This window comes from Variovorax sp. Varisp53, from assembly GCF_059491555.1.
Map to the genome: position 1 here is coordinate 4,180,280 of NZ_CP168512.1, position 15,468 is coordinate 4,195,747.

3 protein-coding genes are annotated in these 15,468 nt (G+C 68.4%); all 3 read right to left on the bottom strand.

Going from position 1 to position 15,468, the window contains the following annotated elements; translation table 11 throughout:
* Position 1: 1 nt before the first annotated feature.
* From ACEOAB_RS19585 to ACEOAB_RS19595, 3 genes are read right to left on the bottom strand one after another with little or no spacing between them, the layout of a single operon-like run.
* Positions 2–8,977, bottom strand: a complete 8,976-nt coding sequence (locus ACEOAB_RS19585; protein ID WP_495653054.1) for an amino acid adenylation domain-containing protein — start codon at positions 8,975–8,977, stop codon at positions 2–4.
* Complete coding sequence (locus ACEOAB_RS19590; protein WP_495653844.1) at positions 8,977–15,306, bottom strand: amino acid adenylation domain-containing protein; 6,330 nt, start codon at positions 15,304–15,306, stop codon at positions 8,977–8,979. The genes ACEOAB_RS19585 and ACEOAB_RS19590 overlap by 1 nt, the downstream gene beginning before the upstream one ends.
* Positions 15,237–15,461, bottom strand: a complete 225-nt coding sequence (locus ACEOAB_RS19595; protein WP_495653055.1) for a hypothetical protein — start codon at positions 15,459–15,461, stop codon at positions 15,237–15,239. Before ACEOAB_RS19595 ends, ACEOAB_RS19590 begins: the two co-directional genes overlap by 70 nt.
* Positions 15,462–15,468: the final 7 nt, after the last annotated feature.

Below are 15,468 nucleotides of genomic sequence, written 5' to 3' on the forward strand. Positions count from 1 at the left end.
TTCAACCCTCGAACACAGCGGGTTGCCGAGCGGCGCCAGGAGCCTGCGCAAGCGCGGCGCGGTCGCACATCGCTCCCATGGCGACCACGATCTTGCGCAGCCCCTCGTACGGGTCCCGCGCGTGTGCCGCGAGCATGTTGTCGAGCATCACCACGTCGCCCTGGCGCCAGTCGAAGCGCACGGCGCACGCTTCGTAGGCGCGGCCGACGACCGCCATGGTCTCGTCGTCGATCGGCGTGCCGTCGCCGTAGGTCACATGCCGCGGCAGGTACTCCAGGCCGCCGGCCATGGCCAGCAGGTCCTCGCGCACGTCCGCCTCCAGGCAGCTCGCGTGGTGCAGCTGGATCTGGTTGAAGAAGACGCGCTCGCCGGTGACGGGATGCGTGATCACCGCCGGGCAGCGGGTGCGGGTCTGCAGCGTGTCGTCGTCCAGCCAGCGCCAGGCGGTGCCGGCCAGCGCGAGGCGCGTCTCGACCTCGGCCTTGCTCTCGGTCTTGAAGAAGTCCTTCCAGCTCACGTCGAACCGCGGCATGAAGGTGCGCACGTACATCAGCTCCTTGCGCTCGAACTCGGCCACCATGCCGGCCGGCAGGAGGCGCAGCATCTCGCGGCAATCGACGATGGGCGTCGCGCCGCCCACGGGCGACGGCAGCTCGCAGAAGAACCACTGCTTGCGCGGCCAGCGGTCGAGGTGCGAACTCTCGTTGTGATACAGGATCATCTGGCGCTCGGGGTACGGCGTCGAACGGTAGGTGTTGCGCCCACCCTCCTTCTTCGGAAGATCGCCGTAGCCGCCGTAGAGCTCGGGCTCGATCACCTCCGCGAAGGCCTCGAATTCCTGCGGCGTGCGCAGGCCGAAATTGCGCAGCAGGATGCCGCCGTGCTTGCCGAGGCTGGCCTCGATGTACGCGCCCTGCTCCCGAGCCCATGCCACCGCGTCGATGTCGCTGCTCGTGGCCTCGATGACCAGTGGGAAAGTCCGCTGGTCCGACAAGAAGGAGGTGCGCACGGGCGAGCGCGGTGCAGCCTGGACGTCGCGATCCTTGGCGGTGAATTTCTTGAGCTTCTGCAGCTTGCCCAGCGCGGGCGAGGTAGACGGCATGGTGTTTCTTTCCGTGTTGGATGGAATGACGAAGCTCTCCAGCACGCCGTTGGGTGCCGCGACGACCTGCTGCAGGAGATCGCGCCACGCCGTGGATGCGCGCTCGATGGTCTCGCGCAGGTACAGGCTGGAGGCGAAGGTCCACTCGGCCCGCAGGCCGTTTTCGTTCTCGCTCATGACCACCGCGAGATCGAACTTCGATGTCGTCCCGGACCGTGGGATCGGTTCGACGACCACGCCGGGGATCTCGAAGCGTCCCTCGGGCATGTTCTGCATGACGAACAGCACCTGCACCAGCGGGCTGTGCTGGCGGCTGCGGGGCGCGCCGACCAGTTCGACGATCTGGTCGAAGGGCACGTCCTGGTGTTCGAAGGCCGACAGCGTGCTCTCCTTGACCCTCGAGAGCCACTGCACGAAGGGCAGCGCGGGCGCGAGCCGGGAACGCAGCGGCACGACGCCGACGAAGAAGCCGATCAGCTCTTCGAGCGCCGGATGATCGCGCCCGGCGACGTCGGTGCCGATCACCAGGTCGTCCGACGCGGCCTGCCGGTGCAGCACGAGCAGGAAGGCCGACAGCAGCAGCACGTACAGCGAGGTCTTCTGCTCCCGCGCCAGCCCGTGCAGCGCCTGCGCGAGCTCGTGCCCGATCTCGATGCCGACCGTGTCGCCCGCCACCGACGCCACTGGAGGCCGGGCGTGATCGGGCCTGAGCGTGGACACGGCGGGGGCGGCCTCGAGGTAGCCGCGCCAGAACGCGGCGTCCTGCGCAAGGTTCTGCGCGAGCTTGCGGTGATGCCAGTCGGCGTAGTCGGCGTACTGGATCGCGGGCGGCGCAAGGGGTGAGCCGCGCCCTTCCCGCAGCGCCGCATACAGGGCCATGAAGTCCTGGATGAAGACGGCTTCGGACCAACCGTCGAACACGATGTGGTGCACGCACAGCATCAGCACGTGTTCCTCGGGCTGCAGGCGCAGGACGGCTGCCGCGAAGGCCGGGCGGGTGGCCAGGTCGAACGCGGTGCCCGCATGCGCGGCGAGCGCATCGTGCATCGCCCTCGCCTGCACTTCGGCCGGGAGGTGCGAAAGATCCGTCAGCGCAACGACGAGGTCGCTTCCTGGCGCGATGCGAGCCACGGGATCGCCATCGTCGTTCTCGGGAAACCAGGTGCGCAGCACTTCGTGCCGCTGCACGATGGCGTCGAGCGTGGCGCGCACCAGGTCGACATCGAGCGCGCCCGACAAGCGCAGCGCCGCCGAAATGTTGTAGGCCGCGTGCTTGCCGTCCGATGCGTCCGACAGCCGATTCACCAGCCACAGGCGCTGCTGCGCGGGCGAGAGCTTCATGTCGGCCACGCGCTCGACCGGTTGCAGCACCGGCACGCGAGCGGACAACGGGCTCTCGTGCCGCGCCTGCCGGGCGACATTCGCGAGGTCGCGAAGCACCGGGTGCTCGAATATCCTCCGCAGCGGCAGGTCTAATCCGCCATCGACGCGCGCCCTCGACGCGAGTTGTGCCGCCAGCAGCGAATGCCCGCCGAGCTCGAAGAAGCTGTCGTGCCGCCCCACGCGCGGCACGCCCAGCACCTCGGCCCAGATCGCGGCCAGCTTCTCTTCCACCGCGCCTTCGGGTGCCTCGTATGCCCGGTCGCTCGCGAACTCCACCTCCGGCAGCGCCTTGCGGTCGATCTTGCCGTTCCCGTTCAGGGGCAGGCGCTCGAGCACGACGATGGCGGCCGGCACCATGTAGTCGGGCAGTGCCGCAGCGAGGCGGTCGCGCAGCGTCGCCGTGTCTGCCGCCTGCCCTGCCTGCAGTGCGATGTAGGCGGCCAGCGATGCGCCGTTCGCGCTCTCGCGCGCCACCACCACGGCCTCGCGAACCTCGGGTTGCGCCAGCAGCTGCGTCTCGATCTCGCCCAGCTCGATGCGGAAGCCCCGCACCTTCACTTGGTGGTCGATGCGGCCCAGGTACTCCAGCTGGCCTTCCGTGCTCCAGCGCACGAGGTCGCCCGTGCGGTACAGCCGCTGGCCGTCCTGCGCCGCGATGAAACGCTCGGACGTCAGGCCCGCGCGCCGGAAATAGCCCCGTGCCAGGCCGATGCCGCCCAGGAACAGCTCGCCTGGCACGCCCACGGGCGACGGGTTGAGGAAGCCGTCCAGCACGTGCAGCGTCGTGGCCGCGATCGGCCCGCCGATGCGGGGCCTGCCGCGAACCGCGGCCGCCGTCGACCAGATCGTGGTTTCGGTGGGGCCGTACATGTTCCAGAGCTCGACGCCGAGCGCCAGCAGGTCTTGCGCAAGGTCTTCCTGCAGCGCCTCGCCGCCGCACAGGCCCTTGAAGTTCGCGCCCCGGCCGCCATTCCATCCAGCGGCCCGCAAGAGCCGCCAGCCCGCGGGCGTGGACTGGAGCACGGTGGCACCGCACCCGTCCATCAGTTCGCCGAGCGCACTTCCGTTGCGCACCACGTCCCTCGGTGCCAGCACGAGGCGCGCGCCGCTGAGCAGTGGCAGGTACAGCTCCAGCGCGGCGATGTCGAACGACAGGGAGGTGACTGCGACCAGCACGTCGTCCTGCGTCATGCCCGGCGCCTCCATCATGCTCAGCATGAAGTGGCTGAGCGACCGGTGCCGCACCATCACTCCCTTGGGCTTTCCCGTGGAGCCGGAGGTGTAGATGACGTAGGCCAGGTTCTCGCCTCCGAGCGCGACCTGCGGGGCGGCATCGGAGTGGCTGCCGGTGTCCAGCGTGTCCAGCGCCAGCACCTGCAGCGCCTCGGCGCCCGGCACCAGGGCGGCCAGGTGGTTTTGCGTGAGCAGCAATCCGATGCCGCTGTCGGCCACCATGTAGGCGAGACGGTCCACGGGGTACTCCGGGTCGAGCGGCACGTACGCCCCGCCGGCCTTCAGGATCGCCAGGACCCCCACCACCATCTCGATGGAGCGCTCCACCGCGATGCCCACCTTCGTCTCCGGCTTCACGCCAAGGGCAATCAGGCAATGCGCCAGGCGATTGGCCCGTGCGTCGAGTTCCGAATAGCTCAACGCCTCGTCACCGAAGACCAGCGCTGTCGCGTCCGGCCTGAGTGCCGCCTGCCGCTCGATCAGCCGATGCACCGGCTCGTCCTGCGCATACCGCGTGGAGTTTTCGCCCCATGCGGCAAGCTGGCGCCGTTCGTCGCCGGACATCACCTCGAGTTCGCAGGCCAGCCGCTCGGGCTGCCCCGACAGGCCCTGCACGACGGCCTCGACAGCGGCGACCATCAGGCCGCACACGCGAGTGGCATCCACCGCTTCGTGAATCTGCGCGACCAGGTGGAAGCCCTCGCCCAGGTCGTCCACCGACATCTCGATCGGGTAGTTGGTGCGCTCCCTGCTGCCCAGGACCTCCATGCCTTCCCACAGCAGGCCCTTCTCTTTTTCCTTGCCCTGCTGCGCGCCGTAGCGGTAGTTCAGCAGCGCCGTGAACAGCGGCATCCGCTGCGGTAGCGCGCTGCAGCGCTGCGCCAGCGACAGGCTGGCGTACTCGTGATGCATCAGTTCGCTCAGCGCCGTGTGCGTCTGGCGCACGCACGCCTGCACGCTTTGCGTTCCCAGCCGGATGCGCACGGGCAGCGTATTGATGAACATGCCCAGTGCCCGGTCGACATTCGCACCGCCCTGCATGCGGCCGAACAGCACGGTGCCGAACACCACGTCGTCCCTGCCCGTGGTCTTGCCCAGCACCAGCGCCCAGGCCATGTGGAACAGCGCCGCGGCGCTCACGCCGCATCTCTGCGCCTGGCTCCTGACCTGCGATGCGAGCCGTGCATCCAGCGCGAGCGAGGCTTCCCGCACCCGGGTGCCGTCGCCTTGCACGTCGAGCAGGCCGAACGGTGCCGTCGGCTCCTCCACATCGGCGAGCATCTGGCTGAAGAAGGCCTTGTGCCCGGCCTGGCTCAGGTCCAGCCTGGCCTGCCCGACGAAGTGGCGGAACGGTACGGGCGCCGGCAGCCCGGCGCTGCGCCCTTGCTGGATCAGCGCGATTTCCTCGACGACCAGCTCCAGCGTGGTGTGGTCCACCACCAGGTGATGGTTCGCCAGCTGCAGGAGCCAGCGGCCGTTGTCAGCGTCGTGGGCCGCGATCGCCCTCAGCATCGGCGCCTTGCGCACGTCGATGCGGTAGTACGCGGGGTCGACGTGGGCATCGAGCCGCGCTGTCGCGTTCGCGCCGCCCGGCCCGGCATCGGCCAGCCACTGGAGTTCGAGCACGGCCTTGCGATGCACCACCTGCATCGGTTCAGGAAGGTCTTCCCACATCACGGCCGTTCGCAGGATGTCGTGGCGCGCGATCACTTCGTTGAAGCTGGCGACGAAATGCTCGAGCCTTTCGCGGCTTTCGAAGCTCAGGCGGTTCAGCGTGATGTATGCGTCGCCCTCGGCCTGCAGTTGGTGGTGGAAGAGCATCCCCTCCTGCATCGGCACCAGCGGGTAGATGTCCTGGATGTTGGTCGCCCCGCCCGGCACCGCCGCCTCGATGCGCGCGATCTGCCATGCATCCAGGGTCGCCAGCGTCAACATCTCCGGCTGGATCGCCCGGCAATCCGCCGGAATGCCGTTGGGCGGAACGGCCAGCTCCTGCCGCGCAGGCGCTGGTGTCGGAGCCTGCGCGAAGGCGTCGAGCTGGGGCTGCTGGAACAGCGTGCGCACCTGCGTCGACCAGCCCTGGGCGCGCATGCGCTCCAGCAGTCGCAGCGCCAGCAGCGAATGGCCGCCGAGCTCGAAGAAGTTGTCGTTGCGCCCCACGCGCGCCACGCCCAGCACCTCGGCCCAGATGGCGGCCAGCTTTTCTTCCACCTCGCCTGCGGGCGCCTCGTAGGCGCGCTCGCTCGTGAACTCCGGCGCCGGCAGGGCCTTGCGGTCCACCTTGCCGTTCGTGTTCAGCGGCAGTGCGTCGAGCACCACCAGCGCCGCGGGCACCATGTAGTCGGGCAGCTTCTGGCCGAGCTTCTGCCGAAGCTGTGTCGTGTCGATGTCGTGCCCCGACACGTAGCCCACGAGCCGCGTGCCCGTCGGGCCTTCGTCGGCGATGACCACCGCTTCCCTCACCTCTGACTGCGCCTGCAGCTGTGCCTCGATCTCCCCCAGCTCGATGCGGAAGCCCCGCACCTTCACCTGGTGGTCTATGCGGCCCAGGTACTCCAGCTGGCCTTCGTTGCTCCAGCGCACCAGGTCGCCTGTGCGGTACAGGCGCTCTCCGCCTTCCGTCGCAATGAAGCGCTCCGATGTCAGGCCCGCCCTGTTCAGGTAGCCGCGAGCCAGTCCGGCGCCCGAGACGTACAGCTCGCCCGCCACGCCCACCGGTACCGGGTTGAGTTGCCCATCGAGCACGCGCAGTCCGAGGTCGGGGATGGCAAGGCCGACCGGACTGCGCTGCTGGCTCAGGTCCGCCGCCGTGATCCGCTTGTATGTCACATGCACCGTGGTCTCGGTGATGCCGTACATGTTGATCAGCTGCGGGCTGTCGTCGCCGTGGTGCTCGATCCATTGGCGCAGGCGCTGCGGGTCGAGTGCTTCGCCACCGAAGATCACCACGCGCAGAGACAGAGGGTCTTGGTAGGCCTGCGGCAGGCTGATCAATTGGCCGAAGGCCGAAGGCGTCTGGTTGAGCACCGTCACCTTCTGCGCCTGCAGCAGCTGCAGGAAGTCCTCGGGCGAGCGGCTGACCCAAAACGGCACGATGACCAGCTTGCCGCCGGTGCACAGCGCGCCGAAGATCTCCCACACGGAGAAGTCGAAGGCGTAGGAGTGGAACATCGTCCAGACATCACCCGGACCGAAATGGAACCATGTGTCGGTGGCGCCGAGCAGCCGGCTCACGTTGCGGTGGCACAGCTGCGCGCCCTTGGGCCGGCCGGTGGAGCCGGAGGTGTAGATCACGTAGGCGAGGTTCTCTCCGTGCAGGTCGATATCGGGGTTGCTCTCCGGCTCGGTGGACAGATCGAGCGTGTCCAGTGCCAGGACTTCAAGTGCCTCGGTGCCCGGCACCTGCAGGTGGCTTTGCGTGAGCAGCAGCGCGATGCCGCTGTCACGCACCATGTAGGCCAGCCGGTCTGCGGGGTACTCCGGGTCCAGCGGCACGTAGGCGCCTCCGGCCTTCAGGATCGCCAGGATGCCCACCACCATCTCGATGGAGCGCTCCACCGCGATGCCTACCTTCGTCTCGGGCTTCACGCCCAGGGCGATCAACCGGTGTGCAAGGCGGTTGGCCTGCACGTTGAGTTCGCCGTAGCTCACGGTCTGATCGCCGAAGCACAGTGCGGGTGCTTCGGGGCGCGCGCGCACTTGCCGTTCGATCAACCGATGGATCGGTTCGCCCGCTTCGGCTGCCTGCCTGCACGCGCCCCACGATGCCAGTTGCGCGCGTTCGGCTTCACCCAGCAGCGCCACCTCGCCCACCGCCTGTTCGGGGTGGTCCGCCAGCGCCTGCAGCACCGCCAGGTAGTGGTCCGCCATGCGCTCGATCGTCGAGGCCTCGAACAGCTCCGCCGCATAGCTGAACGTCGCATGCAGCCGACCGTCAGGGCTCTCGTCGGTGACCAGCATCAGATCGAACTGCGCGGTCTGCGCTCCCAGGCCATAGGGTTCCAACGCGAGTCCCGGCAGCCCATTCAGTCCCGAGAAATCTCCGCGCTGATGATTGAACAGCACCTGGAACAACGGCTGGATGCCCGGCACACGCTCCGGCTGCAGCGCCTCGACCAATTGCTCGAACGGCAGGTCCTGATGCATCTGCGCACCCAGTGCCGCTTCGTGCGTCCGCGCCAGCACCTGCAGCAGGCTGGCGCGGCTGTCCACCACCGCGCGCAGCACCTGCGTGTTGACGAAAAAACCGACGACGCCTTCGGTCTCCATGCGATGGCGATTCGCGATCGGCACGCCCACGCGAATGTCTTCCTGGCCGCTGTAGCGTCCCAGCAGCACCTGGAAGCCGGCCAGCAGCACCATGAACAGCGTGCCCTCCTGATGCCGAGCCCGCTTCTGCAGGCCCTGAACCAGCGACGCGGGCAATTCGAACCGCTGGGTGGCCGCGCCGTACCGGCCATCGGGCCTGCGGGCGTGGTCGAGCGGCAGTTGCAGCACCGGCTGCGTCCCGCCGAGCTGCGTCTTCCAGTAGGCGAGCTGGCGCTCCTGCTCGCCAGCCTCCAGCCAGTGCCGCTGCCACACCGCGTAGTCGGCATACTGGATCGGCATCGGCTGCAACACCACGGCTTCGCGCTGCACGCAGGCGCGGTACTGCGCCACGAACTCGTCCACGATGATCTGCAGCGAGCCGCCGTCCGAGACGATGTGGTGCATCACCAGCACCAGCACGTGCGTTTCGGGCGCTAGGCGGATCAGCGCCACCCTCATCAGCGGTCCCTGCGTCAGGTCGAAGGGCGTGTTGCCGATGCGTTGTGCCGCTTCGCGGGCCATGGCCTCGCGAGCGTCGGCGTCCGCCAGGCTCAGGTCCAGCAGCGAGAAGTCGAGTTGGCCGTCCTCGCGGATCACCTGCTCGGCAAGTCCGTCGGCATCGGCGCGAAACACCGTGCGCAACGATTCGTGGCGTGCCACCAATGCCTCGAAGCTGGTGCGCACCGCGTCCACGTCCAGCGCTCCCGTGAGCTTGAGTGCATCGCTGATGTGATAGGCCGTGCTCTGCGGATCGAGCTGCCACAGGAACCACTGGCGCAACTGCGCGTAGGAGACATGGCAGCGGTCCTGCGCGGCGTCTTCGCGCGGCAGGATCGGAAACTGGTCGAGCGTCAGGCCCTTGGAACGGATGCCCTCGTACACCACGCGGCGCTGCTCGGCCGGCAACCGGGAGAAGCGCTCGGCGATGCGGCGGGCTGCGGTGGTTTCCATCAAACGGTCTCCATGCTGTCGATCAGCGAATCGATTTCTGAAAGGGCCTGGACCACGGGGCTGTCCCGGAGGGCCCCGGCGATCCGGGCAGCCATGGCGGCCAGGGTCGGGTGCTGGAAGACGTCGCGGATCGTGAGTTCGCTGTGCATGGCGGCATGCAGGCGCGCCACGAGCCGCGCGGACAGCAGCGAATGGCCGCCGAGTTCGAAGAAGTTGTCGTTGCGGCCCACGCGCTGCACGCCCAGCACTTCCGCCCAGATCGCGGCCAGCTTCTCTTCCGTCTCTCCCAGTGGCGTTTCATATGAGTTGCCCGCCGAGAACTCCGGTGCCGGCAGCGCCTTGCGGTCCACCTTGCCGTTCGTGTTCAGCGGCAGTGCATCGAGCACCACCAGCACGCTCGGCACCATGTAGTCGGGCAATGCTTCGCCCAGGCGTTCGCGCAGTGCCGTCGTGTCGAGGTCTTGCCCTGACACGTAGCCCACGAGCCGCGTGCCCGTCGGTCCCTCGTTCGCAATGACGACCGCTTCCCTCACCTCGGGCTGCGCCAGCAGCTGCGACTCGATCTCCCCCAGCTCGATGCGGAAGCCCCGCACCTTCACCTGGTGGTCGAGGCGGCCCAGGTACTCCAATTGGCCCTCGTTGCTCCAGCGCACCAGGTCACCGGTGCGGTACAGCCGCTCTCCGCCTTCCGCCGCAACGAAGCGCTCGGCCGTCAGGCCTTCGCGGTTCAGGTAGCCGCGCGCGAGCCCGGCGCCCGAGACATACAGCTCGCCCGCCACGCCCACCGGCACCGGGTTGAGTTGCCCATCGAGCACGCGCAGTCCGAGGTCGGGGATGGCAAGACCGACCGGACTGCGCTGCTGGCCCAGGTCCTCGGCGGTGATGCGCTTGTAGGTCACGTGCACCGTGGTCTCGGTGATGCCGTACATGTTGATCAGTTGCGGGCTATCGTCGCCGTGGTGCTCAATCCATTGGCGCAGGCGCTGCGGGTCGAGTGCTTCGCCACCGAAGATCACCACGCGCAGAGACAGAGGGTCTTGGTAGGCCTGCGGCAGGCTGATCAATTGGCCGAAGGCCGAAGGCGTCTGGTTGAGCACCGTCACCTTCTGCGCCTGCAGCAGCTGCAGGAAGTCCTCGGGCGAGCGGCTGACCCAAAACGGCACGATGACCAGCTTGCCGCCGGTGCACAGCGCGCCGAAGATCTCCCACACGGAGAAGTCGAAGGCGTAGGAGTGGAACATCGTCCAGACATCACCCGGACCGAAGTGGAACCATGCGTCGGTGGCGTCGAGCAGCCGTGTCACGTTGCGGTGGCACAGCTGCGCGCCCTTGGGACGGCCGGTTGAGCCGGAGGTGTAGATGACGTAGGCGAGGTTCTCGCCGCGCAGGTCGATATCGGGATTGGTATCGGGTTCCGCACTAACGTCGAGGGTGTCGAGCGCCAGCACCTGCAGCGCCTCGGTGCCCGGCACCTGCAGGTGGCTCTGCGTGAACAGCAGCGCGATGCCGCTGTCCTGAACCATGTAGGCCAGCCGGTCCGCGGGGTACTCCGGGTCCAGCGGCACGTAGGCGCCTCCGGCCTTCAGGATCGCCAGGATGCCCACCACCATCTCGATGGAGCGTTCCACCGCGATGCCCACCTTCGTCTCGGGCTTCACGCCCAGGACGATCAGCCGGTGTGCAAGGCGGTTGGCCTGCGCGTTGAGTTCGCCGTAGCTCACGGTCTGATCGCCGAAGCACAGCGCCGGCGCCTCGGGGCGCGCGCGGACCTGCTTCTCGATCAGTCGGTGGATCGGCTCGCCCGCTTCGGCTGCCTGCCTGCAGGCACCCCACGAGGCCAGTTGCGCACGCTCGGCTTCACCCAGCAGCGCCACCTCACCCACCGTCTGCTCGGGGTGGTCGGCCAAGGCGTTCAGCACAGCGAGGTAATGGCCCGCCATGCGCTCCATGGTCCGCGGCTCGAACAGCTCCGCCGCATAGCGCAGGCTCGCGCGCACGCGGCCATCGGCATCCTCGGTGGTTTCCAGCGTCAGTTCGAACTGCGCCGCCTGCGTCCCCAGGTTGCACTCGGTCAACGTCAGACCGGGCATGCCCTGCAGCGCAGCAGCGTCACCCCGCTGATGGTTGAACAGCACCTGGAACAGCGGGTTCGCGCCAGGAACGCGCTCCGGCTGCAGCGCTTCCACCAGTTGCTCGAAGGGCAAGTCCTGATGCGCCTGCGCGCCGAGGGCCGCGTCTTTCGCGCGGGCCAGCACCTGCGACAGGCTCTCGCGGCCGTCCAGCACGTTGCGCAGCACCTGTGTGTTGACGAAGAAGCCGATCACGCCTTCGGTCTCCGCCCGGTGCCGGTTGGCAATGGGCACGCCCACACGAACGTCCGGCTCGCCGGTGTAGCGGTTCAGCAGCACCTGGAAGCCTGCGAGCAGGCCCATGAACAGCGTCGCGCCCTGGGCCTGCAAGCGCTTGTGCAGCTTGCGAACCAGATCGTTCGGCAGTTCGAAGCCGTGCCGTACCGCGGTGTAGCGGCCATCCGCGTTGCGTGCGCGGTCGGCGGGCAGTTGCAGCACGGGCTGACCGGTGCCGAGGTGCTGCTTCCAGTACGCCAGCTGGCGCTCGCGCTCGCCGGCCTCCAGCCAGTCGCGCTGCCATGCGGCGTAATCGGCGTACTGGATCGGCAGTGGCGGCAGTGCTGCGGTCGCGCCTTGCACGTGCGCGCCGTACTGGGCGACGAACTCGTCGACCACGACCTGCATCGACCAGCCGTCGGACACGATGTGGTGCATCACCACGACGAGCATGTGTTCCTCAGGGGCCAGGCGGATCAGGCCGACACGCAGCAGCGGGCCTTCAGCCAGGTCGAAGGGCGTGTGGCTCAGGCGCGAGGCTTCTTCGTTGCTGCGCGCTTCGCGTTCTTGCTCGTTGCGCAACGCCGAGAGATCGACCACCGCGATGTCGAGCGCAGCGGCTTCGCGGATCACCTGCTCGGCCAGGCCTTGCGCGTCGGTGCGGAACACGGTGCGCAGCGACTCGTGGCGCTGCACCAGCGCATCGAAGCTCGCGCGCACGGCGCTCACGTCGAGCGGGCCCGCCAGCTTCAGCGCGCCGCTGATGTGGTACGCCGTGCTCTGCGGGTCGAGCTGCCACAGGAACCATTGGCGCATCTGCGCATGGGACAGCGCCAGCGTGCCGGCACGCTGCGCCGCCGTCAGCACGGGGATCGCTTGCGTTTCCGAAGGCTGGCCGCCCTGCACGGCGCGCGCGATGCGCGACAGGCTCTGGTGTTCGAACACCTGACGCGGGTTCAGCGGCACGCCGGCCCTGGCCGCGCGCGCGGTCACCTTGAGGCTCAGGATGGAATCGCCGCCGAGCTCGAAGAAGTTGTCATGGCGGCCGACGCGGGCCACGCCCAACACGTCGGCCCAGATGACGGCAAGGGCCTGCTCGACTTCGCCCTGAGGCGCTTCGTACGCCTTGTCGCTGTTGAACTCGGGCGCAGGCAGCGCCTTGCGGTCGACCTTGCCATTGGCATTCAGCGGCAGCGCATCGAGCACCATCAGCACGCTGGGCACCATGTAGTCGGGCAACGCTTCACCGAGGCGCTCGCGCAATGCCGCCGTGTCGATGCCTTGGCCCGATACGTAAGCGACCAGTCTGGCACCCGAGGGGCCTTCGTTGGCGACGACCACCGCCTCCCTCACCTCGGGCTGCGCCTGCAGTTGCGCCTCGATCTCTCCCAGCTCGATGCGGAAGCCCCGCACCTTCACCTGGTGGTCGATGCGCCCCAGGTACTCCAGTTGGCCCTCGTTGCTCCAGCGCACCAGATCGCCGGTGCGGTACAGCCGGTTGCCGTTGTCGGTGGCAATGAAGCGCTCGGCCGTCAGGCCGGCTCGGTTCAGGTAACCGCGTGCGAGGTGGATGCCGCCCAGGTACAGCTCGCCTGCCACGCCCACCGGCACTTCGTTCAGGCTCGCGTCCAGCACATGCGCCTGCGTGTCGCTGATCGGCCGTCCGATCGGCACCTGCGTGCTGCCGTCGTCGCGGCACGTCCACTGGGTGACGTGGATGGTGGTCTCGGTCGGGCCGTACAGGTTCTGCAGCGTGGCGCCGCCCAGGCGCTGCAGCGCTTCCTTCTGCGTGGCTGCGGGCATGGCCTCGCCGCCGCAGATGATGTGCTTCAACTTGGTCGTCGCCTCGATGCCCTCGTAGGCCAGGAAGGCCTGCAGCATCGAGGGCACGAAGTTCAGCGTCGTGATCTGGTGCTTTCGGATCAGTTCGACAAGGCGCACCGGGTCGCGGTGGTCGCCGGGGTTGGCGATGACCAGCCGGGCGCCCGAGGTCAGCGGCCAGAACATCTCCCACACGGACACGTCGAAGCCGAAGGGGGCCTTGTGCAGCACGGTGTCTGCGCCTGCGAGCGTGTAGAACTCTTGCATCCAGGCCATGCAGCTGAAGAGTGCCGCGTGGCGGATGGCGGCACCCTTGGGGCGGCCGGTGGAGCCGGAGGTGTAGATGACGTAGGCGAGGTGTTCGCCGTGCAGGGGGACTTGAGGATCGGCTGCGGACTCTGAAGAGGTATCGAGCGTGTCGAGTTCGAGCACCTGGAGTGCTTCGGTGCCGGGGACCAACGAACGCAGGTGGCGCGGGGTGAGCAGCAAGGAGAGGCCGCTGTCTTCGACCATGTAGGCGAGGCGCTCTGCCGGGTACTCGGGGTCCAGGGGCACATAGGCACCACCGGCCTTGAGCACGGCGAGGATGCCCACCAGCATCTCGGTGGAGCGCTCCGCGCAGATCCCGACCAGCGTGTCCTGCCGGACGCCCAGCGAGATCAGGCGATGGGCCAGCCGGTTGGCACGGGCGTTGAGTTCGGCGTAGCTCAGCGCCTCGTCGCCGAAGACCAGTGCGGGTGCCGAAGGCTTCAGCCTCGCATGCGTCTCGATCTGCCGGTGCACGGGCTGTGCGCCTTCGTGGCGGTGCATGTTTTCGCCCCAGGCCGCCAGCTGCGCGCGCTCGGCCGCACCCACCAGCGGCACGTCGCCCACCGCCAGCTCCGGCTGCCCTGCCAACGCCTGCAGCACCGCAAGGTAGTGCCCTGCCATCCGTTCGACTGTCTCCCGATCGAACAACTCGTCCGCATACAGGAAGCTCGCCTCGACCCGTCCGTCCTCGAACTCCATCGTCTGCAGCGTCAGTTCAAACTGCGCGTCTTCTTCCTCGAAGTCCAGCCGCTCGACCGACACGCCCGGCCACTCGGCGAGCGAACGGTGGTCGCGCCGCACGTGGTTGAACATCACCTGGAACAGCGGGTTCGCGCTCAAGCTTCGTTCCGGCCGCAGCGCGCCGACCAGCTGTTCGAACGGCAGGTCCTGGTGCGTCTGCGCGCCGATGGCCGTGTCGCGCGTCTGCACCAGCAGCTGCGCCAGCGTCGTCCTTGCATCGATCTGCGAACGTAGCACCTGCGTGTTGACGAAAAAGCCCACCACGCCCGCCGTGTCCGCGCGGTTGCGGTTGGCAATGGGCACGCCCACGCGCGCATCGGTCTGCCCCGTGTGCCGGAACAGCAATGCGTTGAAGCCCGCGAGCAGGGCCATGAACAGGGTCGCGCCTTCGGACGTCGCGGATTGGCGCAGGCGGGCAAGCGTGTCGCCGGGCAAGGCGACGGTGACGCGCGCCGAGCTGTAGCGGCCGTCGGCGTTGCGCGGTCGGTCGGTGTGCAGCGAGATCACCGGGTGTTCGGTGCCCAGCTGGTCGCGCCACCAGGCGAGCTGCCGTTCGCCCTCGCCGCCGTCGAGCCACTGGTTCTGCCACACGGCGTAGTCGGCGTACTGGACAGGCAGCGCGGGCAGCGCCGCGGCCTGTCCATGCACGCGCGCGGCATACAGCGCGGCCAGCTCGTCGAGCGTGAGCTGCACCGACCACCCGTCCGACACGATGTGGTGCATCACCACCAGCAAGCGATGCGTTCGCGCATCCGTCTTCAGCAGCACGGCGCGCATCAGCGGGTCGCGCGTGAGGTCGAAGGGCTCGGCGCGAATGCGGTGCTCCTCGCGCCGGATCGCGGCGTCGCGCGCGTCGGTGTCGAGCGTGCTCAGGTCAATGCAGGGCAGCGCGACCTCCACCGCTTCCTGGATGACCTGCTCGGCCTCGCCATCGCCCGCCTCGCGGAACACGGTGCGCAGCGACTCGTGGCGATCGACCAGCGCCTGCACGCTCGCGCGCAGGGCGTCGGCGTCGAGCTGCCCGCCGAGCACGAGGCCGCCGCTCAGGTGGTAGGCCGTGCGGGCCGGGTCCAGCTTCCACAGGAACCACTGCCTGCGCTGGGCGAAGGACAGCGGCGCGCGGTCGCGGGGCGGGCGCGGGGGATGGCGCTCGTGCCGGTCTGCTGCTGCATGCCGGCGCTTGCGCCGCGCAATCGCTCCTTCAGCCTGGCGCGCTGTTCCGCGCTCAGGCTGGCGCGGCGCTCGGAGATGTCGTGGAGTTCGGACATGGCGGGT

Bases quoted from the DNA above. Each gene is read 5' to 3' on its own strand.
- ACEOAB_RS19585 (WP_495653054.1), bottom strand. From the start codon at position 8,977: ATGGAAACCACCGCAGCCCGCCGCATCGCCGAGCGCTTCTCCCGGTTG.
- ACEOAB_RS19595 (WP_495653055.1), bottom strand. From the start codon at position 15,461: ATGTCCGAACTCCACGACATCTCCGAGCGCCGCGCCAGCCTGAGCGCG.